At 69.6% G+C, this 20,842-nt stretch carries 24 protein-coding genes; 10 read left to right on the top strand and 14 right to left on the bottom strand.

What is annotated here, in order from left to right:
- Positions 1-100 precede the first annotated feature (100 nt).
- Positions 101-952: a homocysteine S-methyltransferase gene (gene mmuM / locus ABT294_RS16435; protein WP_502912058.1), complete on the top strand. Its 852-nt coding sequence runs from the start codon at positions 101-103 to the stop codon at positions 950-952.
- On the opposite strand, the gene ABT294_RS16430 is transcribed toward mmuM, so the two are convergent.
- On the bottom strand, positions 924-1,292 hold the full coding sequence (locus tag ABT294_RS16430) for a hypothetical protein (protein ID WP_350806484.1): 369 nt from the start codon (positions 1,290-1,292) through the stop codon (positions 924-926). The genes mmuM and ABT294_RS16430 overlap by 29 nt on opposite strands.
- Here ABT294_RS16430 and ABT294_RS16425 point away from each other — a divergent pair.
- Positions 1,248-1,940, top strand: a complete 693-nt coding sequence (locus ABT294_RS16425; RefSeq protein WP_350806483.1) for a LysR substrate-binding domain-containing protein — start codon at positions 1,248-1,250, stop codon at positions 1,938-1,940. The two genes, ABT294_RS16430 and ABT294_RS16425, sit on opposite strands and share 45 nt — an antisense overlap.
- A gap of 10 nt (positions 1,941-1,950) precedes the next feature.
- Here ABT294_RS16425 and ABT294_RS16420 read toward each other — a convergent pair whose 3' ends face one another.
- Positions 1,951-2,376, bottom strand: a complete 426-nt coding sequence (locus tag ABT294_RS16420; RefSeq protein ID WP_350806482.1) for a DoxX family protein — start codon at positions 2,374-2,376, stop codon at positions 1,951-1,953.
- A gap of 81 nt (positions 2,377-2,457) precedes the next feature.
- On the opposite strand from ABT294_RS16420, the gene ABT294_RS16415 reads away from it, so the two are divergent.
- Positions 2,458-2,913, top strand: a complete 456-nt coding sequence (locus tag ABT294_RS16415) for a MarR family winged helix-turn-helix transcriptional regulator (RefSeq protein ID WP_350806480.1) — start codon at positions 2,458-2,460, stop codon at positions 2,911-2,913.
- On the opposite strand, the gene ABT294_RS16410 is transcribed toward ABT294_RS16415, so the two are convergent.
- Positions 2,914-3,618: a lysophospholipid acyltransferase family protein gene (locus ABT294_RS16410; protein WP_350806478.1), complete on the bottom strand. Its 705-nt coding sequence runs from the start codon at positions 3,616-3,618 to the stop codon at positions 2,914-2,916.
- A 148-nt stretch (positions 3,619-3,766) separates the two neighbouring features.
- On the opposite strand from ABT294_RS16410, the gene ABT294_RS16405 reads away from it, so the two are divergent.
- Complete coding sequence (locus tag ABT294_RS16405; protein WP_350806476.1) at positions 3,767-4,525, top strand: alpha/beta hydrolase; 759 nt, start codon at positions 3,767-3,769, stop codon at positions 4,523-4,525.
- Positions 4,526-4,571: 46 nt separating this feature from the next.
- Positions 4,572-5,048, top strand: coding sequence for a hypothetical protein (locus tag ABT294_RS16400; RefSeq protein ID WP_350806474.1), 477 nt, complete (start codon positions 4,572-4,574; stop codon positions 5,046-5,048).
- Here the strand turns inward: ABT294_RS16400 and ABT294_RS16395 are convergent.
- From ABT294_RS16395 to ABT294_RS16365, 7 genes are all read right to left on the bottom strand, one after another.
- On the bottom strand, positions 5,045-6,157 hold the full coding sequence (locus ABT294_RS16395) for a hypothetical protein (protein WP_350806473.1): 1,113 nt from the start codon (positions 6,155-6,157) through the stop codon (positions 5,045-5,047). The two genes, ABT294_RS16400 and ABT294_RS16395, sit on opposite strands and share 4 nt — an antisense overlap.
- Positions 6,158-6,194: 37 nt before the next feature.
- Positions 6,195-6,863 (bottom strand): endonuclease/exonuclease/phosphatase family protein, encoded by a 669-nt coding sequence (locus ABT294_RS16390; protein WP_350806666.1) that lies wholly within the window; start codon positions 6,861-6,863, stop codon positions 6,195-6,197.
- Positions 6,864-6,997: 134 nt separating this feature from the next.
- Positions 6,998-7,930, bottom strand: a complete 933-nt coding sequence (locus ABT294_RS16385; RefSeq protein WP_350806472.1) for an ROK family glucokinase — start codon at positions 7,928-7,930, stop codon at positions 6,998-7,000.
- Positions 7,931-7,944: 14 nt separating this feature from the next.
- Positions 7,945-8,343, bottom strand: a complete 399-nt coding sequence (locus ABT294_RS16380; RefSeq protein WP_350806471.1) for a hypothetical protein — start codon at positions 8,341-8,343, stop codon at positions 7,945-7,947.
- On the bottom strand, positions 8,336-9,493 hold the full coding sequence (locus ABT294_RS16375; protein WP_350806470.1) for an ArsA family ATPase: 1,158 nt from the start codon (positions 9,491-9,493) through the stop codon (positions 8,336-8,338). Before ABT294_RS16375 ends, ABT294_RS16380 begins: the two co-directional genes overlap by 8 nt.
- Position 9,494: 1 nt before the next feature.
- A complete protein-coding gene (locus ABT294_RS16370; RefSeq protein ID WP_350806469.1) occupies positions 9,495-9,932 on the bottom strand; it encodes an SRPBCC family protein in 438 nt (145 codons plus the stop codon).
- A 68-nt stretch (positions 9,933-10,000) separates the two neighbouring features.
- Complete coding sequence (locus tag ABT294_RS16365; RefSeq protein ID WP_350806468.1) at positions 10,001-10,768, bottom strand: metallophosphoesterase family protein; 768 nt, start codon at positions 10,766-10,768, stop codon at positions 10,001-10,003.
- Between the two features lie 125 nt (positions 10,769-10,893).
- Between ABT294_RS16365 and ABT294_RS16360 the strand changes: the two genes are divergently transcribed.
- A complete protein-coding gene (locus tag ABT294_RS16360) occupies positions 10,894-12,687 on the top strand; it encodes an AMP-dependent synthetase/ligase (protein ID WP_350806467.1) in 1,794 nt (597 codons plus the stop codon).
- Between the two features lie 241 nt (positions 12,688-12,928).
- Complete coding sequence (locus tag ABT294_RS16355) at positions 12,929-13,279, top strand: hypothetical protein (protein ID WP_350806466.1); 351 nt, start codon at positions 12,929-12,931, stop codon at positions 13,277-13,279.
- An 81-nt stretch (positions 13,280-13,360) separates the two neighbouring features.
- On the opposite strand, the gene ABT294_RS16350 is transcribed toward ABT294_RS16355, so the two are convergent.
- From ABT294_RS16350 to ABT294_RS16335, 4 genes are all read right to left on the bottom strand, one after another.
- On the bottom strand, positions 13,361-14,191 hold the full coding sequence (locus ABT294_RS16350) for a carbohydrate ABC transporter permease (protein ID WP_350806465.1): 831 nt from the start codon (positions 14,189-14,191) through the stop codon (positions 13,361-13,363).
- Positions 14,188-15,060, bottom strand: a complete 873-nt coding sequence (locus ABT294_RS16345) for a carbohydrate ABC transporter permease (RefSeq protein WP_350806464.1) — start codon at positions 15,058-15,060, stop codon at positions 14,188-14,190. Before ABT294_RS16345 ends, ABT294_RS16350 begins: the two co-directional genes overlap by 4 nt.
- A gap of 128 nt (positions 15,061-15,188) precedes the next feature.
- On the bottom strand, positions 15,189-16,472 hold the full coding sequence (locus ABT294_RS16340; RefSeq protein ID WP_350806463.1) for an ABC transporter substrate-binding protein: 1,284 nt from the start codon (positions 16,470-16,472) through the stop codon (positions 15,189-15,191).
- Positions 16,473-16,689: 217 nt separating this feature from the next.
- A complete protein-coding gene (locus ABT294_RS16335; protein ID WP_350806461.1) occupies positions 16,690-17,466 on the bottom strand; it encodes a DeoR/GlpR family DNA-binding transcription regulator in 777 nt (258 codons plus the stop codon).
- Between the two features lie 308 nt (positions 17,467-17,774).
- Here ABT294_RS16335 and ABT294_RS16330 point away from each other — a divergent pair, with 308 nt between their 5' ends.
- Genes ABT294_RS16330 through ABT294_RS16320 form a run of 3 tightly spaced genes read left to right on the top strand, consistent with a single transcriptional unit; the run spans position 17,775 to position 20,841 of the window.
- On the top strand, positions 17,775-19,055 hold the full coding sequence (locus tag ABT294_RS16330; RefSeq protein WP_350806460.1) for an ABC transporter substrate-binding protein: 1,281 nt from the start codon (positions 17,775-17,777) through the stop codon (positions 19,053-19,055).
- Entirely contained in the window at positions 19,055-19,927 is an 873-nt protein-coding gene (locus ABT294_RS16325) for a carbohydrate ABC transporter permease (RefSeq protein ID WP_350806459.1), read from the top strand. Before ABT294_RS16330 ends, ABT294_RS16325 begins: the two co-directional genes overlap by 1 nt.
- Entirely contained in the window at positions 19,924-20,841 is a 918-nt protein-coding gene (locus tag ABT294_RS16320) for a carbohydrate ABC transporter permease (RefSeq protein WP_350806457.1), read from the top strand. The genes ABT294_RS16325 and ABT294_RS16320 overlap by 4 nt, the downstream gene beginning before the upstream one ends.
- Position 20,842 lies beyond the last annotated feature (1 nt).

Raw genomic sequence — 20,842 nt, 5'->3', positions numbered from 1 at the left:
TACGGGAAAGGTAATCCGGTAATTCACCCCGGACACACGCGGGCGGCGGGTCCGGCGGGGCACGGCGGGCCCATAAGCTGGATGGGTGAGCACAATCGTCATGGACGGCGGCCTGTCCACCCATCTCGAGACGCTCGGCGCCGACCTGAGCGACGAGTTGTGGTCCGCCCGGCTGCTGCTGGAAGACCCGGCCCTGATCCGGCGCGTCCACGCCGACTACTTCGCCGCCGGGGCGACCGTGGCCACCACCGCCAGCTACCAGGCCACGCTCCAGGGGTTCGTGACCAGAGGGCTGGACGTGGCCGGCGCCGAGCGGCTGATCAGGCTCTCGGTCGAGCTGGCGGCGCAGGCCCGCGACGAGGCGGGCGGCGGCCTGGTGGCCGCCTCCGTCGGCCCGTACGGCGCGTTCCTGGCGAACGGCGCCGAGTACACCGGCGACTACGACCTCGACGAAGACGCCCTGCTCGACTGGCACCGCCCCCGCTGGGAGATCCTCGGCTCGGCCGGGGCCGACCTGCTGGCCTGCGAGACCATCCCGTCGTATGCGGAGGCGCGGGCGCTGGCCCGCCTGATCGCCGAGACCCCGTCGGTGAAGGCGTGGGTGAGCTTCTCCTGCCGCGACGCCGAGCGGCTGAACGACGGCACCCCGATCGTCCAGGCGGCGGCCCTGTTCACGGGCAACCCGCAGGTGGTGGCGGTCGGCGTCAACTGCACCGCGCCGCGGCACATCCCCGGCCTGATCGCGCGGCTGGCGGGCGGCCTGCCGGTCGTCGTCTACCCGAACTCGGGCGAGAGCTGGGACGCGGTGAACCGCCGCTGGCTCGGCCTGGCCGACCCGGTGGAGTACGGCCAAGCGGCCAAGGAGTGGCAGGAGGCGGGCGCGTCCATGATCGGCGGCTGCTGCCGTACCACTCCCGAGCACATCAGGCAGGTGCACGCGCATCTGTCCTGAGCCACCGCGCGACGAGCAGCGCCCCTGCCAGCACGACCGCGGCCACGGCGCGGTAGCCGGCGCCCATCCCGTGTGTGGCCGTCACGGTGCCCATCACGGCCACTCCGACGGCGCTGCCGAGCTCCCGGGTGGCGCTGTTGAGCCCGGAGCCGAGCCCGGCGCGCTCGCGCGGCAGCGACGCCATGATCTCGTGGGAGAGCACGGGCGTGCTCCCCCAGCCTGACTCAGGGCCCTCGATGATGCCGGCGATCAGCGCCACCGACGCCGCCGTGAGCAGCTCGCGGCGGCCAGGCAGGTGTTCGCGCCGCCGGGCGAGCTGGACCTGGCGCAGCTGGGCCACCACGCCGACCTCGACCTGCCGGGCGCGGTGTTGCGCGGGTTCGTCATCCTGGCCAGCGACGCGGTGGTCACCGCCGTGAGCCTGGCGCTGCTGAAGGAGGCGCCGCCGGGGGTGACGTTGCACTTCCTGCCGGAGGGGCACGGCGACGAGCGGGCACTGCGCGAGGGGACGGCCGACCTGGAGGTGACGGTGATCGCCGATCCCGCTCCGGAGACGCGGGTGGAGCCGCTGCTGACGGACCGCGCGATCGGCGTGGTGCGCCCCGGCCACCCGCTCCTGGGCGCCCCGGTCACGGCGGCGCGGCTGGCGGCGGCCGAGCACGTCATCGCCTCCCGCAGGGGCCGCACGTCGGGGCCGGTCGACGAGGTGCTCGCCGGGATGGGGCTGAGCCGCAGGGTCTCCGGATCAGTGCCGACGTTCGGCGCGTCGCTGCTGGCGGTCAGGGAGTCGGACCTGGTCGGGATGACGCCGGAGCGGCTGACCCGGCCGCTGGTCGAGGCGCTGGGGCTGGTGACGTTCCCCATCCCGTTCGAGCTGCCGGAGATGACGCTGTCGATGGCGTGGCACCCCCGCAACGACGACGACCCCGCGCACGCCTGGCTCCGCGGCCGGGTGCGCGAGGTCTTCGAACGCCTGGAGTCGCGCTAGGCGACAGATTCTAGGCGACGGACACGGCCGGGCGGCGGCGGCTCCACAGGTTGTCGAGCGCCAGCGCGCCGCCCCCGGTGAAGCCGACGGCCAGCGACGCCGCCGCGAGCGTCAGGACGAACTCGTAGCCGCCCTTGTCGGCGCCGAACCCGTTCGCGCCGTGCACGAACAGGATGGCGCCCAGCATGTCCAGAGCCAGCAGGACGCCGGCGATCGGCAGGGCGGCGCCGAGGATCAGCGCCAGCCCGCCGGCCACCTCCACGACCGCGACCACGGGGGCCGCGACGCCCGCCAGCGGAATGCCCATCGACTCGAACATCTTGGTGACGCCCGCGATCCCCGTCGTCGCGAACTTCTGGTAACCGTGCACGAGGAAGACAACGCCGACGGCCACCCGGGCGAGGAGGAGAGCGACGGATCGGGCCTGGTCGAGCATGTGAACTCCTTCAAGTGGTTCAGATTTGAACCGTCACTCTAACCGGAATGTTCAAATCTGAACAATCAGTACACTGGGGCGGTGACGCAGACCCGGTGGCTCGACGCGACGGAGATGGCGGCCTGGCGCGCCTTCCTGTCCACCTCCCACCTCCTCGAACGGCGCATCGAGGAGCAGCTCAAGGCCGCGGCGGGGCTGACCCATCCGCAGTACGAGATCCTGGTGCGGCTCGCCGACGCCCCTGGCCGCCAGATGCGCATGACGGAGCTGGCCAAGGGCGTGGTGGTGTCCAAGAGCGCGCTGACGTACCAGATCACCCAGCTGGAGAAGGCGGGCCTGGTGGAACGCGCCACCTGCCCGTCGGACGACCGCGGCGTGCTGGCCGTCCTCACCGACGACGGGATGCGCTGCCTGGAACGGGTGGCCCCCGGCCACCTCGAGGTCGTGCGGGCCTACCTGATCGACCGGCTCACCCGCGACGAGCTGGAGACGATGACCACCGCCATGCGCCGGACGGAGCAGGCCCTGCGGCGGTGATCAGGCCTTCGCGGCGGCGCGGGCGGCGCGCTCCATCTCGACCTTGGCGCTGGCCGCGTACTTGTCGACGTACTCCTGGCCCGACAGCTCCATCAGCGCGTACATGATCTCGTCGGTCACGGCCCGCAGCACCAGCCGGTCGTCCTCCATGCCGTAGTACCGGGAGAAGTCGAGCGGCTTGCCGAACCGGACGCCGGGCCGGATACCGAGCTTGGGAAGGGGATGGCCGGGCGGCATCATCTCGAAGGTGTCGACCATGGCCCACGGGATCACCGGGGCCCGCGACTCCAGGGCCAGCCGGGCGACGCCGGTCTTGCCCTTGTAGAGCCGCCCGTCGGGTGAGCGGGTGCCCTCGGGGTAGATACCCAGGATGTTGCCCTCACGCAGCACGCGCAGGCCCGTGCGCAGGGCCGCCTCGCTGGCCTTGCCGCCCGAACGGTCGATGGGCACGGTGCCGACGCCGCTGAAGAACAGGCGGGTGAAGAAGCCTTTGATCCCGCGCCCGGTGAAGTAGTCGGACTTGCCGAGCGAGATGACCTTGCGACGGAGGTGGAGCGGACCGAAGAAGTGGTCGGCGAACGACAGGTGGTTACCGGCCAGGATGACCGACCCCTGCCTGGGCACGTTCTCGGTGCCTTCCGCCCATGGCCGGAAGACGATGTGGAGGAACGGCCCCAAGATGGCCTTGACCACCCAGTAGAACACCCAGCCACCTCTTCCCGAGAACTTTTGTCCGCAAGCAGAGTCATCTTCGCATCCCGATTCCCATGCTCCTACATCAGCGCTCGCACAATCACCCTGAACCGTGCGACGATCGGGCAGTTCCGGGATGAAATTCCACGGAGGAGCTGTTATGCCGCTCATGCCAGGCGCAGAGCCCTACCACCACGACGCAGGCCAGGTCGGCGTGCTGCTGTGCCATGGGTTCACGGGCACACCGCAGTCGATGCGGCCCTGGGGCGAGTATCTGGCCGCGCACGACGTGACCGTCTCGCTGCCCCGTCAGCCCGGCCACGGCACCACCTGGCAGGAGATGAACCGCACCCGCTGGGAGGACTGGTACGCCGAGGTGGAGAAGGCGTTCGAGGACCTCCAGGGCCGCTGCACGGACGTGTTCGTGGCGGGGCTGTCGCTCGGCGGCTGCCTGGCGCTGCGGCTGGCCGAGGTGCACGGCCCAGCGATCAGGGGTGCGGTGCTGGTCAACCCGTCGATCGCGAACGACGTGCCGTTGATGCGGCTGGCCCCGGTGCTCAAGTGGTTCCTTCCGTCGGTGCCCGGCGTGGCGAACGACGTGAAGAAGCCGGGCGTGACCGAGCTCGCCTACGATCGCACCCCGGTGAAGGCGGCCGCCTCACTGCCGGGGCTGTGGTCGCTCGTCCAGGCCGACCTGGGCAGGCTCGTCCAGCCGCTGCTGGTCTTCCACAGCACGGACGACCACGTGGTGAAACCGGCAAGCGTGCAGATCATCCGTCAGAAGGTCCCCCATGCCACGATCGAGGAACTCGCTGATAGCTACCATGTTGCGACGCTGGACAACGATGCCGACAGGATCTTTGCAGGGAGCCTCGACTTCATCAGGACGCATGCCTCGGTACCCTTGCAGAGGGACTGATCGCACCCAGGGGGAAGTCGCGATCGCTGCGGAGAGGCCCATCTAGGTGACGCCCCAGAGTGACGAGGACGAGGTCTGGCGGCAGATCGTCGCGTCCTTCAACGACACGGCCGAGCGCGACTCGGCTGACCAGCCATGGCCCGACAGCGAGAACGTCTCGCCCGAGCCCACCCGCCGGGTGGTCCGCCCTCCCGAGGAGGACCTCGATCGCCTGCCCGCCCCCTTGGCCGACCCGTTGGACGACTCCCTCGACGACAGGGAGCCGGACGACGACGAAGGGCACTTCGAACCGCCCCCGCCGCCCCCGCTCCCCAAGCTCGACCTGCCGACCAAGCTCGCCTGGGTCGCGCTGTTCGGCGGCCCCGCCTACCTGCTGATCGCGGCGATGGCCAGCTGGCAGATGGAGGGGTGGGCGCTGTTCGCCGCGGTGGCGGCGTTCATCGGCGGGTTCGTGGCGCTGGTCGTGCGCATGGGCGACGGCCCGCCCAACGACTCGGGCTGGGACGACGGGGCCGTGCTCTAGGAGTCGCGCGGCTGGCCGGCTTTCGGCCCGAAGGACTCGACCACGTCCGTGTAGCGGTCGGCCGCGTCGATCGCGTGCCCGACCGCCCACACCGCGCCCTTGCCCGCGAGGTAGGCGACGGCCTGCAGCCGCACGCTGTTCCTGCCTCGCGCCGCGCCGCCCCTGATGATCTCGCAGTCGTCCTTCTCGCACCGCAGCATGTAGGGCTCGGCCGCGCGGGCCGGGTCGTAGCCGGAGATCCAGTAGCGGCCCTTGCCGTCGCCGGTCACGCCGTACAGGCGCGCGTCGGTGGCGGGCAGCTTCTGGCGCTTCCAGCTCTTGCCGTTCCACGTCAGGACGAGCGGCTCGACCTGCCCCGGGCCGTGGTAGACGCCGCCGACGGCCATCGCCCGCTTGGCGCTGTCGACCTGCACGTCACGCAGGTAGCCGCCCGGGATGTCGGGCAGCTCCATGGCCTTCCACGAGGTGCCCGAGTAGTGCATGACGAGTGGGGTGGTGCCGGTGTCGCCGACGGCGAACCCGCTGGACACCGCGTAGAGCGCGCCCTTCTCGTCGAGCCGCTGGACGGTCCACTGGCCGCCCTGCCCGGTCACGATGAGCCCCTTGCGCTCGCGGCTGCCGACGGCCACGACCTTGCCGGGCCTGGCGTCGATGCCACCGAGCCAGTCGCCCGCCCGCAGCCCCTGCGCCCGGACCCGGTCGAAGCCGCCCGTGTCGCCGTGCGCCAGGTACGGCAGGCCGTCGTGGCCGTCGCCGACCGCCCACACGTCCGACGGCCCGGCGGCGGCCACGCCGCGCAGGCTGCCCGCGCCCGTGGCGTCGCGGATCGCGATCTCGGACCAGCTCGTTCCGTTCCAGTGGCGGATCGTGCCGCGGTTCTTCCAGACGTCCCAGATCTCCTGCTGGCCCACGGCCCAGATGTCACCGGAGGAGAGCGCGAGAACGTCCGAGAGTGAGCCATCGGCGTCGAGGCGCACGCTCGTCGACTGCTGCCACGCCTCGATCGAGGCGGGGCGAGGATCGGCATGCGCGGCGGGCGTGACCTGCGGCAAGGCCACGGACGTCGCCAGAATCAAGGAGAGCGCACGCCGCTGAGAGCGACGGGTCATGAGCAAATGCTACGGGCTCGGCGCCCCCGATCTTCCTTTAGGTGCCAACTCGGAACTCTGCGATGACCGGGAGATGGTCGCTCGCCCGGGTCAGGTCGTCCTGTGCGGCGTCCACTTCGCCGCAGGACAGCAGGCGCGGGCCGGGGCCGGCGAACAGGCCGTCGATGCGTCTCTGGGGCTTTGTGGAGGAGAAGGTGAGCCCGGCGCCCTTCGGCGCGGCCCGGTAGCAGTCGGCGAGCCGGCCGGTGAGGTAGCGCCAGGCGGGCTGGTCCGCCTGCTCGTTGACGTCGCCGCCGATCACGAGGGCCGCGCCGGCCCGTGCGGCCGTCCGTTCGGCGAAGGCCACGGCCTCGGACACGTGGCGCAGCCTGGCGGCGGCGTGCAGGTCGAGGTGGATCGAGCCGACGGCCAGCCGCGCCCCCTCGACCTGGACGACGGCCAGCGCCAGCGCGCGCACCTCCAGCCCGGCGAAGACCCGCAGCACCCGGCTCTCGGCGCGCAGCACCTCGGCGCGCGGCCCGGTCAGGACGGCAACCCCGCCGAGCCTGCCCCCGGCCGCCACCCGCAGCCCGCACGCCTCGGCCAGCGCGCGCCGCCTGGCGCGCCAGTTGACGAAACGGGGCGCCTCCTGCACGCACAGCACGTCGGGACGCATCGCGGTGACGACGCGCACCAGCGCGGGCACGTCGTCACGCAGGCCGTGCAGGTTATAGGTGCCGATCCGGACGGTCGCCGCCGCGTCACCGGGCCGGGTACGGGCCTGTTCGGTCGCCGCATCACCCGGCCGGGTGCGAGCCTGTTCGGACGCCGCCTCACCAGGCCGGGTGCCGGCTGGTTCGGTCAGCGCCGCCTCGCCAGGTCGCCGGCGCCCACGACGCCCGCGGAGGCGCCCAGCTCGGCCAGCCGCACCTCGGCGACGGGCCGGTGCCCGCGCCCGGTCAGGCACCTCTCGAACGTCTCGCGGGCCTGGTCGAGGAAGAGGTCGGACGCACGGGACACGCCGCCGCCCACGATGAAGCAGCTGGGGTCGAGGATGGCGGCCAGGTCGGCCATGCCCTGGCCGAGCCAGTCGGCGAGGTTGGAGAACGCGGCGAGCGAGGCGTCGTCGCCCAGCCGGGCGGCCTCGGTCACCTCCTCGCCCTCGATCTTGCCGTCTGCCAGCCCGAGAAGGATCTCGGCCCGTTCCGGCTGCGCGGCGACGATCTCTCTGGCGTCGGCCACCAGGGCGTTGCCGCTGGCGTACTGCTCCCAGCAGCCGCGCTGGCGGCACCCGCACAGCCGCCCCTCGGGCACGACCTGCATGTGGCCGAGCTCGGCGCCCATCCCCCACCGCCCCCTGTACAGGGAGCCGTCGAAGACCAGGCCGCCGCCGATGCCGGTGCCGATCGTGATGCAGACGACGTGGGTCTGCCCGCGTCCGGCGCCGAACCTGGTCTCGCCCCAGGCCATCGCGTTGGCGTCGTTCTCCACGATCACGGGCAGGCCGACGAGTTCGCCGATCTTCTTCTGCAGCGGTTCCTCGCGCCAGGCGAGGTTGGGAGCGAAGCGCACGATCGACCGGGTCTCGTCGACGAAGCCGGCCGCGCCGACGCCGACGGCCTCGATCTCCCTGCCCTTGGCGAGCTCGCGCACGACCTCCGCCACCGTCTCGGCGACCAGGTCGGGCCGATCGGCGGGCGTGGGCTTGAGCGTGTGCTCGACGATCTCGCCCTCGTCGTCGACCACACCCGCGGCGACCTTGGTACCGCCGATGTCCACACCGATCGTGAGCATCTCCCAGAATCCCCCTATCCGAGGTCTATGTGTTCCACATTCTCGCGGCCGCGATCGTCCTGCGGCCTGCGGGGGGCTGGTGGCTTGCTCAGCGCGTCGAAGGCGCCGCGGACCGCGGCGAACAGCTCTCCGCCCGCCGCCACCAGGTGCCCGGCCACGTCGGAGCCGGACTCGCGCTGCGCCGCGATGGCCCGGCAGACCGGGCAGGCGCGGCAGATGTACTCGTCGTGCTCGGGCTCGGACACCGCCTCGTCCCAGACGTCACGCTCCTTGCGCCCGCCACCGCCGCCCGTGAACGAGCTGATCACGGTCTTGCCGACCTGGCGGGTGGCGCGATCCTGGATCGCGTCGAACAGCTTGCGCGCCTCGTCGGCGACGGTGCCGATCGGGTCCTTGTCATTCGTCTCAGTCATCTGGCCCTCCTGAGCTGAACCGTACCCGGAGGACGCCGTCGCGGAGCGCCGCGCCGTTGGTCTTCCTGCGGGCGAGAGCCGCCGGCAGCGCGATGATCCGCCGGTACGGCCCGGCCGTGACGATCAGCTCGTCGCCCTTGCGGGCCAGGTCGACCTCGCTCCGGTCGGCTCCGGGCAGGTCGAGGGTCAGCTCGTCGGCCGACAGCCGCAGCGGCGGCTCGACCGTGGGAGCGGCGAACGGGTCGGTGTCGCCGTACAACGCCTCGCCGACGGCGGCCAGCGCGTCCTTGCCCACCGGCTCGGCGGGCAGGTACGGCACGATGTGGACGGGCAGCGGCGCGAACGACTCCTCGGCCTCGGCCAGCAGTCTCGACTGGGCCGCCACCCACTGGGCGCGCCACTCGTCGGCGCCCTCGCCGGGGAAGACCCGGTTGGCGATGACGGCGTCGACGCGGTAGCCGTACAGGTTCAGTGATGTCAGCGTGCGCCTGGCCTCGGCGAGCACGACGGACTCCGGCGTGAGCACCAGCCGCACCGAGGCGTGCTCGCCGGTGAGCAGCTCGCGCACCTCCAGCAGGCCGCGGTGGAAGCGCTCGCCGGCGCTCATGACCTCCTCGCCGGGCGCGGTGACCCTGGCGACGCTCCTGACGAACGGCGACACCAGCTTCATGATCTTGCGGCCGACGGGCATCAGCCTGGTCATGTGCCAGTCGAGCGCCTCGGGCAGCGCGAGCAGCCGCAGCGTCTCGGCGGTGGGCGCGCAGTCGACGACGATGACGTCCCAGCTTCCCGCCTGGGCGTGCTCGCGCAGCTCCAGGAGCGCGATCACCTCCTCGGCCCCGGGCAGGATGGTGATCTCCTCGGACGTGACCTCGTCCAGGCCCAGCTCGGCGAGCAGCCCCTTGGCGTACTGCTGCAGCTCGCCCCAGTGGCGCTCCAGCGTCTTCTGGGTGTCGACCTGGTGCAGGTGGAGCCCCGGCGCGACCTCTCCGGGCTCGACGCCGAGCGCGTCGGCCAGCGAGTGCGCGGTGTCGGTGGACACGACGAGTGTCTTCAGGCCGCGACTGGCCGCGAGCGTGGCGGTCGCCGCGGCCGCCGTGGTCTTGCCGACGCCGCCCTTGCCCGTGAAGAGCAGAACCCGCGGGTTCAACTCAGCGCCCTTCGACGCGCTTCTTGAGGCCCTTGAGCGCGGTGTCCACGATCACTTTCTCCGCCTTGCGCTTGATCATGCCGATCATCGGCACCTTGAGGTCGACGGACAGCTCGTACGTCACCTCGATGCCCCTGCCCGTGTCGGAGAGCCGGTAACTGCCCATGAGCTCGGAGACCATCCGGCCCGGCTCGCTCACCTGCCAGGTGACGCTCTGGTCGTCCTGCCAGGTGTAGCCGAGCGTGTAGGTGTCGCTGATCACGCCGGCGTCGAGGACGAACCGCACCGCCTCCGGCCTGCCGTCGGAGCCGGCGATGACGACCTCGGCGTTCTTCACCTGGCCGGCCCATTCGGGGTAGGAGTCGAAGTCGGCGATGACCGCCATCACGGCGGCCCGATCGGCGTCGATGGTGATGCTCGAAGTGGTGCGATCAGCCATGCGACCACCGTAATGCAGAATCCGCTACTTGCGGCGTACCGCTGGACTCGGCCCGCCGTTCGGTCAGGTCACCATTCGAGGACGAACGGAACGCCCTTTCCGCGGAAGTGGCCGACGTTCACGCACTCGGTCCGTCCGATGCGGGTGCGCTGGTGGAGCGGCTGGTGGACGTGGCCGAAGAGCGCGTAGCGCGGCTGCGTGCGCCTGATCGCCTCCAGGGTGGCCTCGCTGCCGCGCTCGAAGCGCCTGGCGACGACGTCGTAGAGCAACTCGGGCACCGCGGGCGGGATGTGGCAGCAGAGCACGTCCACCTCGCCGACCGCCTCCACCTTGGCGGCGTACTCCTCGTCGCTGATCTCGTTCGGCGTGCGGTAGTCGGTCCTGAGGCCGCCGCCGACGAACCCGAACCGCAGCCCGCCGATCTCCACCGTCTCCCCGTCGAGCACCCGGTGGCCTTCGCGCAGGTAGTCGGGCCACAGGCGCGGGAGGTCCACGTTGCCGTAGGTGAGGTAGGCGGGGGCGGGCATGGCCGCGAACAGGTCGGCGTACTGCTTGCGGACGTTCCGCTCGATGTGCTCGCGTGGGTCGCCGTCGAGGGCGGCCCACAGCGCGGCCGACATGGCCCTGGCCTCGTCGAAGCGTTTGGCGGTGCGCAGGGCGATGAACTCGGCGGCCTTCTCCGCGCCGAACAGGTCGGGGAAGATGCCCTGCGCGTGGTCGTCGTAGTCGATGAAGAGGATCAGGTCGCCGAGGCAGATCAGCGCGTCGGCGCCGTCTCCGGCCCTGGCCAGCGCGTCGGCCCTGCCGTGCACGTCGCTGACTACATGGACCTTCATGGGGGAAATCCTATGACTGTGGCTGCTAGCGTGACGAAAGCCCTTCATAACGCATCAATGACGAGGCTACCGGCGCGTAACTTAACGCGGTAACGTCCAGGCCGTCCCAGAAGAGGAGTTGATCCGTGCGCGAGTACAACGTCCCCGTGCTGGTGGATGTGCCTGTCTCCGCGAGCCTGCCCGACACGGTCTTCAGGCGGGGCGAGCAGGAGCCCGGCGCCATCGCCCTGCGGCGCAAGGTGGGCGAGGGCTGGGCGGCCGTCACCGCGAGCGAGTTCCGCGACCAGGTGGTCGCGCTCGCCAAGGGGCTGATCGCGGCGGGTGTCGAGCACGGCGACAGGGTCGCGCTGATGTCGCGCACGCGCTACGAGTGGACCCTGATCGACTACGCGATCTGGTCGGTCGGCGCGGTCTCGGTGCCGATCTACGAGACGTCCTCGGTCGAGCAGGTCAGGTGGATCCTGTCCGACAGCGGCGCGAAGGCGGCCTTCGTCGAGCTCGACACGCACGAGGAGACGGTCCGCGCGGCCGCGCCCGAGCTGAAGTCGGTCTGGCGGGTCGAGTCGGCCCTGTCCCTCGACGGCCCGCTCGACGGTTCCGAGCTCGACGACTCCGAGGTGCTGGAGCGCCGCGCCGGGGTCACGTCCGCCGACCTGGCCACGGTCGTCTACACCTCGGGCACCACCGGCAGGCCGAAGGGCTGCCGTATCACCCACGACAACCTGCTGTTCAACGCCAGGAACGCGGTGTCGGGGCCGATGGAGTCGATCTTCGCCACCGACGAGCCGGCGGCGCTGCTGTTCCTGCCGCTCGCGCACATCCTCGCCCGCCTGATCCAGGTGGCGCTGGTGGAGGCGGGAGCGATCCTCGCGCACACCCCGAACATGAAGAACGTCGCTCCCGACCTGCAGGACTTCAGGCCGACGTTCCTGCTGGGCGTCCCGCGCGTCTTCGAGAAGGTCTACAACGGCGCCGAGCAGAAGGCCATCGCGGGCGGCAAGGGCAAGATCTTCGCCCGCTCGGTCGACGTGGCGGTCGCGTGGAGCAAGGCGGAGAGCTCCGGCGGCGCGCCCCTGGGCCTGCGGCTGCAGCGGGCGCTGTTCGACAGGCTCGTGTACGGCAAACTCCGCGCGGCCACCGGCGGCAGGCTGTCAGCCGCGATCTGCGGCGGCTCCGCGCTGGGCGAACGGCTCGGGCACTTCTTCAGGGGTGTCGGCATCGAGGTGTTCGAGGGCTACGGCCTGACCGAGACCTCCGCCCCCAGCACGGTCAACATGCCCGGAGGCAACAAGATCGGCACGGTCGGGAAGCCGCTGCCGGGCGTGACCGTGCGCATCGACGACGACGGCGAGATCCTGGTCAAGGGCCGCCACATCTTCGACGGCTACTGGAACAACGACCAGGCGACGTCCGACGTGATCGACGACGACGGGTGGTTCCACACGGGCGACGTCGGCGAGCTGGACTCCGACGGCTACCTGCGCATCACCGGCCGCAAGAAGGAGATCCTGGTGACGGCGGCGGGCAAGAACGTCGCCCCGGGCCCGATGGAGGACTCCCTGCGGGCTCACCCGCTGATCTCCCAGGCCATGGTCGTCGGCGACAACCGTCCCTTCGTGGCCGCCCTGATCACCCTGGACCACGAGGCCCTCGAGCACTGGCAGCCGGCCAACGGCCTGGCCTCGGCCACGCTCGCGGAGCTGCGCACGGACCCGCGGATCCTGGCGGAGGTGCAGGGCGCGGTCGACCGGGCCAACGCGATGGTCTCGCGGCCTGAGCAGATCAAGAAGTTCACGATCCTGGACGCGGACATCACCGAGGAGAGCGGCCACCTGACCCCGACCCTCAAGATCAAGCGCGACATCGTCATGCGCGACTTCGCCAAGGACGTGGACGCCCTCTACGACCCGACCGCCTGACCCGCGGACTCCGTCGCGGCCACGAGGCCGGCCAGGGCGTCGTGGGCGGCTGGCCGCCAGCAGGGTGCGGACATGTACGGACATATCCTGACCAGCGGATTCACCGGTCCCCCATAAGCCAGAACAGCACCGAGAAACGCCTATCGCGGCGGGAATCTCTCAGCTACTCTGCGGGCAAAGAAACGGGACCGGAGATCCCTAACATCCCCGGTCCCTACCGACAACGGTAGGGGAGGGCCCCTTGACCATCAAGGACGCAGGCATCAAGTTCACCACTGCGATCGAGAAGGAGATGATTCAGATTCGTGCCGATCAGATGGAACTCGGCCAGCAGCTCACCGAGCGGATCAACGGCGTGGGCGACCGCGTGAAGGTCCTCGACGGCAAGGTCACCTCCTTGCAGCACGACGTCACCATGCTGAAGAGCGACGTCACCATGCTGAAGAGCGACGTCGCCTCTCTGGACGACAAGGTCACCGACCTGGAGAAGGGCCAGAGGTCTCTACAAGAGGGCATGAAGACGATGCAGCGGACTCAGTCCGACATGATGGACATCCTCGTCTCCATCCAGCGCAAGTTCGACTGCAACTAGCGACCCGCCTCCGGCGTGGTGCGGCGCGTCCGCACCACGCCGGAGGCGCGTCCGGGCCCGGACGCGGGGTCTCCCGCCGCGTCAGCCCTTGGTCGCGCCGCCCGTCAGGCCCTTGACGAACTGCTTCTGCAACAGCAGGTAGAAGATCAGGATGGGCAGCGTGGCCAGGAACATCAGCGCGAACATCCCGCCGAAGTCCGCCGCGTACTGCCCGAGCGACTTGTAGATGCCTGTCATGATCGTGGTGCCCTCGCGCGGCCCGTAGATGATGAGCGGGTTGAGGAAGTCGTTCCAGATCCACACGCCGAGGAAGATCAGCACGCTGGCCGTGGCGGGCCGCAGCAGCGGGAACACGATGCGCCAGAACGTCTGCCAGCGGGTGGCCCCGTCGATGGCCGCGGCCTCCTCCAGCTCACGGGGCACGCCCTTCATGAACCCGGAGAAGACGAAGACCCCGAACGGGACGTAGTAGCCGACGTTGAACAGCACCAGCCCCTGGAGCGTCGACATCAGCCCGAGCGCCTTCAGCACCTGCGTGATCGGGATCAGGATCACCTGCGGCGGGATCATCAGCCCGCACAGCAGCAGCACCATGATGGCCTTCGACCACCAGCCGGAGTGCCTGGCGAGGTAGTGGCCGAGCATGGCCGACAGCAGCGTCAGGATGATGATCGACAGCCCGGTGACCAGCACGCTGGTGCGCAGGGACGACCAGAACAGGCTGTCGGGGCTGGTCAGGACGCGCGACAGGTTGTCGAAGGTGGGCGGGATCGGCAGGGACATGGCGCCGCTCGCGACCTGCCTGCTCTCCTTGAAGACGTTGATCAGCGCGATGTAGAGCGGAATGAAGAACAGCGCGCCGACGGCCAGCGCGGCCAGCGGGCGCAGCCAGGGCACGGTCGACCGGGTCACAGTTGCACCTCCCTGCGCTGCAGGATCCGCAGCGAGACCACCGACAGCGCCGCGATGATGATCAGCATGACGACCGCCTCGGCCGAGGCGTAGCCGGTGCGGTTCTCCACGAAGCCCTCCTGGAGCACGACGAACGCCACGCTCGCCGTGGTGCCGGTGCCGGGCCCGCCGTTCGTGATGACCTTGACATGGTCGAAGATCTTGAAGGCGGAGATCAGCAACACCACCGTGTTGATGGTCAGCGCGGGGGCCAGCAGCGGCCAGGTGACGTTCCAGAACCGCCGCACCGCTCCCGCGCCGTCGATCGCCGCGGCCTCGGCCAGCTCCTGGGGCACGCCCTGGAGCCCGGCGAGGTAGACGACGACGCAGAAGCCGAGCATCTGCCAGCAGACGATCGACGACAGCGAGTAGAGCGCGATGTCGGGGTCCGACAGCCAGCCGGGCGGCTCGCTCACGCCGAGCGCCCGCAGCGCCTGGTTGACGGGTCCGTCGTCGGCCAGGATGCGCGTCCAGATGACGCTGATGACCACCGAACTGATCACCATCGGAGTGAAGAAGACGCTGCGCAGCGCGTTGTAGAGCCAGCCGCGGCGGTCGAGCAGGACGGCGATGGCCACGCCGAGCACGTTCGGGACGACGACCACGATCAGCGAGAGGATCGTGGTGACCTTCAGCGACTGCAGGAACGTGTCGTCCTGGAGCAGCAGCTGGTAGTTGCGCAGCCCGACGAACTGCGTGTGCGGCCTGAGCAGCGCCTGGTTGGTGAGGCTGTAGCCGAAGCTCAGCGCGATGGGCAGCAGCACCAGGCAGAGGTAGATGAGAGTGCCGGGCGCGGCGAAGGTCAGGAAGTGCCACAGTCCCGGCCCCACGGGGCGCCTGGGGCCGGATCGGCGCCCGCGCGCCGGGCTTCCGGCGCGGCCGGGACTGCGACGGGTGGTGTCAACGGCCATCGAAAGCCAGAGTCCTCCTCTGTCGGGGGGCGGGGCCGCCTGCCCTGTCAGCCGGTCTTCTCCCACTCGGTGTCGAGGAACGACAGCGCCTGGTCGACCGTCTTCTTACCGCTGACCAGGTCCTGGGCGGTGGACCAGAACTTGCCCTGCATGCCGGGCAGCATCCCCACATCGCCCGCCTCCCAGCTGAAGGCCGGGACGGTGGCCTTCTCGCTGAGCGCCTTCTGCCACAGGTCGTAGACGGCCTTGAAGACCGGGCCCGTGTCGGACGGCGGGGTGTAGCCCTTGATGGCGGGGAAGAGCGCGTCGGCCTTGACCGAAGCGTCCAGGTTCTCCTTGGTCAGCTGGAAGGCCAGCGCGAACTTCTTGGCGGCCGCCGGGTTCTTGGCGGTGGCGCTGACGGACAGGCCGCCGCCGGTGAAGGTCGGCATGTGCAGGCTGCCGTCGTCGCTCGGCCAGGGAAAGACGCCGATGTCGTCCTTCATGGGCGACTGGTCGGCCGCCGCGGCGAACCAGCTGCCCATCGGGTACATCGCGCCCTTGCCGCCGAGGAACGCCTCCTGGGTCTTGGGGTAGTCCTGGCCGATCTGCCGCTTGTCGAGGTAGCCCTTGGCGGCGAGGTCGGCGAACTTCTGGGTGGCGGCCTTCATGGCCGGGTCGCCCGCGAACTTCACCTCGCCCTTGCGGCGTCTGGTCATCCAGTCGGGCGTCTTGGCGTACAGGTCGGTGGCCAGGATGGCGGTCCAGGGCTGGGACGTGACGAACACGCCGCCGCTGACGAACGGGGTGATGCCCTTGGCCTTGAGCTTCTCGGCGTCGGCCAGCAGCTCGGCGTAGGTCTTCGGCGGCTCGGCGATCCCGGCCTGCTGGAAGAGCTTCTTGTTGTAGTAGACGTTCGGGATCGTCTGCGTGTTGGTCGGCAACTGGAGGATCTTGCCGTTGACGGCGCCGCAGGCGGGGCAGAGGAAGTCCTTCAGTTCCGCGTCCGTCCAGGTCGCCAGGCTGGGTTCCAGGGCGATCAGGTCCTGCATGCCGATCTGCACGTCGGGAAGCTGGCCGGAGGCCGCGAGCTGCTTGGCGTAGTCGTTGCGCTCCGACTCCGAAGGCGCCGCGACCAGTTCGACCTCCAGGTCCGGGTTGGCCTTCGTCACCAGGTCGACCTGGGCCTTCCAGTACGACTCGGGCAGGTTCGGCGACGGGAAGACCAGGAAGGAGACCTTCTGCATTCCGGACGCCGACGAGGGTTGGCCTCCGCCGGACGTGCTGGAGCAGGCGCTGAGCCCCAGAGCGACGGCGAGTGTCATCGCACCCGCCGCGAACACCTTGTTCACCGTGCCACCCTTCCTGGGGGACCCAACTCATCCGATCATTACGGGGGTGTGCCGCGACGCATACCGGCAATGTAGGCGTGCAATCCCGCGATAGGTAGGATCACTTCTATGTGGCCTGCGTCACAATTGTCAAGGCATGCCCGGCGATCGCGCTCCAACCGACACCTCGGCGCACCCAAAGGTAGGATCACCGGCCGGCCCGCCCGAGCAGGGTTCGTCAGGCGATGACCAGTTCGCCGACGTGCTCCGCCAGCGCCTGGCGGGCCGATTCGGGGAGCCCGGCGTCGGAGATGACGACGTCCGCTTCGGCGAACCTGGCGATGGTGCTGATCCCGACCGTCCCCCACTTGGTGTGGTCGGCCGGGACGACGAGCCTGCCGGCGGCCTCCACCAGGGCGCGGTCGGTCTCCGCCTCCATCATGTTGGGGGTGGTGAACCCGGCCCTGGCGGTCATTCCGTGCACGCCGAGGAAGAGCACGTCCACGTTGAGCAGCCGGATCGCGGCCACCGCCACCGGGCCGACGAGCGCGTCCGACGGGGTGCGGACGCCCCCGGTGAGGACGACCGTCTGGTCCGGCCGGCCCGCGCGCTGGAAGACGTCGGCGATCCGCACCGAGTTGGTCACCACGGTCAGGCCGGGGATGGTCACGAGCTGGTGCGCGAGGGTCCAGGTCGTGGTGCCCGCCGACAGGGCCACGGCGGTGCCGGGCCGGACCATGCTCGCGGCGCGGCGCGCGATGGCCCGCTTCTCCTCCTGCTGGTGGCCGGACTTGGCGGTGAAGCCGGGCTCGTCGGTGGAGCCGATGCCGGTGGAGCCGACAACGGTGGCGCCGCCGTGCACCTTGGCCAGCAGGCCGCGCTCGGCGAGCGCCTCCAGGTCACGGCGGATCGTGATGTCGGAGACGCCGAAGGCGCGTACCAGCTCGACGACCCGGACGCCGCCATTGAGCCGGACGAGTTCCAGGATCGCCTGCTGCCGCTGCGGGGCGAGCATCGCATCACCAGACCCAAACAGGTTCCGACATACCCGTTCGGTTCGAATCATGACACGCGCTCTCGGGAGTTCAAGTCCGAGCGTGGGGAAACATGTCGAAATGCATTCGTGACACTGATGGGTCTTGCCCGATCGTGGCGGTTCATGGTCCCTTTTTGGTAATAAACCTTCTTTACTTGAGAGGCTTCGCGGAGAGCTCGTGCCATCGTCGCGAAAGCGTGCGTTGACAGGGCGAAATGCGTGCTTTTCAGTGAAGGAAAGTGAGCGAACTCGGGGGAATCTGAGGGTCCGGTCAAGGAGGAACCACCATGACCCCACGCCAGCGCATCTCCCGCCGAAACCTGCTCCTGGGGACGGCAGCCGCGTTCGGAGTCCCTGCCGTCCTGGCTGCGTGCAGCTCGGACAAGCCCGCGCCCGGCAGCTCGTCCAGCGGCCTCGGGACCGTCACGCTGGGCTCCAACGCCTCCGACGAGATCCCGAAGAAGTCCCTCGACACCGTGGCCAAGGCCTTCACCCAGGCCCAGGTGAAGATCAACACCGTGGACCACAACACGTTCCAGGAGAACATCAACCGCTACCTCAAGGGCACGCCCGACGACGTGTTCACCTGGTTCGCGGGCTACCGCATGCAGTTCTTCGCCGAGCAGGGCCTGGCCACCGACGTCTCGGACGTGTGGCGGGAGATCGGCGGCGACTACACGCCCGCCTTCAAGGCCGCCTCCACCGGCATCGACGGCAAGCAGTACTTCGTCCCGTTCACCTACTACCCGTGGGCGGTCTTCTACCGCAAGAGCGTCTGGCAGGAGAAGGGCTACCAACCGCCCAAGACGCTGGACGAGTTCACCGCCCTGGCCAAGAAGATGAAGGCCGACGGGCTGATCCCGATCGCGTTCGCCGACAAGGACGGCTGGCCCGCGATGGGCACGTTCGACATCCTGAACATGCGGACCAACGGCTACGACTTCCACATCTCGCTCATGGCGGGCAAGGAGTCGTGGACCGACCCCAAGGTCAAGCAGGTCTTCGACACCTGGCGCGGGCTGATGGAGTACCACCAGCCCGCGGCGCTGGGCCGTACCTGGCAGGAGGCCGGGCAGTCGCTCCAGCAGAAGAAGACCGGCATGTACCTGCTCGGCATGTTCGTCGCCCAGCAGTTCCCGGAGAACGAGCGCGACGACCTCGACTTCTTCACCTTCCCCGAGATCAACCCCGCCTTCGGCACGGACTCGATCGACGCGCCCATCGACGGCTACATGATCTCGGCCAAGGCCAAGAACGTGGACGGCGCGAAAGCGCTGCTCAAGCACCTGGCGCAGGCGTCCTCGCAGAACGTCGCCACCAAGCTGGACCCCGGCACGCTGGCCGCCAGCTCCAAGGCTGACACCAGCGGCTACAGCGCGCTGCAGAAACGCGGCGCCGAGCTGGTCAGCAAGGCCACGCACATCGCGCAGTTCCTCGACCGCGACACCCGGCCCGACTTCGCCTCCACGGTGATGATCCCGTCGCTGCAGTCGTTCGTCGCCAAGCCCGCCGAGATCGACTCGCTGCTGTCGAGCATCGAGAAGCAGAAGGCGAACATCTTCCGCTGATGGCAGTCAAGACCCGTCGCTACTCCGGCCGCGACGTGACCATCCTGGTCATCGGTCTGGGGGTGGCCGTCATCGTCAACGTGGGCCTCATCTGGGGGCCCACGCTGGCCTCGGTCGCGCTGTCCGGCACCGACTGGAACGGCATCGGGCCGATCAGGTGGGTGGGCGGGCAGAACTACGCCGACCTGGCCGGCGAGTACCCGCCGTTCTGGTCGGCGGTCCGCAACAACCTGCTCTGGCTCGGCTTCCTCGGGCTGATCGCGACCCCGTTCGGGCTGTTCTGCGCGGTGCTGCTCGACCGGCGGCTGCGCCTGTCGCGGGTGTACCAGAGCGCGCTGTACATGCCCGTCGTGCTGTCGCTGGCCGTGGTGGGGTTCATCGCGCAGCTCGTGTACTCCTCCGACTACGGCGTGCTGAACGCGGTGACCGGGCTGAGCGTCGACTGGCTCGGCGACCCGTCGATCAACATCTGGGTGGTCATGGTCGCGGCCGCGTGGCGGCATGTCGGCTACGTGATGATCATCTATCTGGCGGGGCTGAAGGCGGTGGACCCGGCGCTGAAGGAGGCCGCGGCGATCGACGGGGCCAGCGAGGCCCAGTCGTTCTTCCGCGTGGTGTTCCCGACGCTGCGGCCGGTCAACGTGATCGTGCTGGTCATCACGGTGATCGAGGCGCTGCGGGCGTTCGACATCGTCTACGCCATCAACAAGGGCAGGAACGGCCTGGAACTGCTGTCGGTGCTGGTCACCGAGAACATCGTGGGCGAGGCGAGCAGGATCGGGTTCGGCTCGGCGATCGCGGTCATCCTGCTGGCGATCTCGATCGGGTTCATCGTCACGTACCTGTCGCAGCTCTTCAGGGAGGAACGATGACGCTCACCGCGCCCGTCGCCACCGACCCCGTCCAGCGGCGGCGCGGGTCCCCGCGCCGCCCGGTGCGCCCGCTGCGCGTCCTGCTGTACGCCTTTCTCACGCTGGTGGCGCTGGGCTGGCTGCTGCCGCTCGCGCTGGCCGTGTACGCCTCGCTCAGGCCGTACGACGAGACCGCCAGGCTCGGCTACTTCTCGCTGCCCGAGCACCTGACGCTCGACTACTACGGGCAGGCGTGGAGCCAGGCGGAGCTGCCCCGCTACTACCTGAACACGCTGATCATCGTGGTGCCCGGCATGCTGATCACCCTCATGCTCGCCTCGTTCACGGCGTTCGCGATCGCCCGCCTGCGCATCCCCGGCCGCAAGGTGCTGCTGATCGTGTTCACCGCGGGCAACCTGCTGCCGCCGCAGGTGCTGATCACCCCGCTCTACACGCTGTACACGCTGATCCCGCTGCCGTCGTGGCTGTCGGACTCGCAGTCGCTCTACGACTCCTACCTGGGGTTGATCCTCATCCACGTGGCCTTCCAGTTCGGGTTCTGCGTGTTCGTGATGGCCAACTTCATGCGCACGATCCCCGAGGAGATCACCGAGGCGGCGCTGGTGGACGGGGCCGGCGTGTGGCGGCGGTACTGGCAGCTGACGCTGCCGCTGTGCCGTCCGGTGCTGGCGGCGCTGTCCACGCTGCAGTTCACCTGGATGTACAACGACTTCCTGTGGGCGCTGGTGCTGATGTCGTCGGGCGACAAGCTGCCCGTCACCTCGGCGCTGAACAACCTGCGCGGCCAGTTCTTCACCGACTACAACCTGCTGGCGGCCGGGTCCGTGCTGGTGGCGCTGCCGACGCTGATCGTCTTCCAGATGCTGCACAAACAGTTCGTCGCCGGGCTGACGCTCGGCGCGACGAAGGGCTGAG

It is taken from the genome of Nonomuraea sp. NPDC000554, from assembly GCF_040300065.1.
GTDB lineage: Bacteria > Actinomycetota > Actinomycetes > Streptosporangiales > Streptosporangiaceae > Nonomuraea.
Note: the sequence above shows the minus strand (reverse complement) of the source record. Positions and strands in the feature narration are given on the sequence as shown.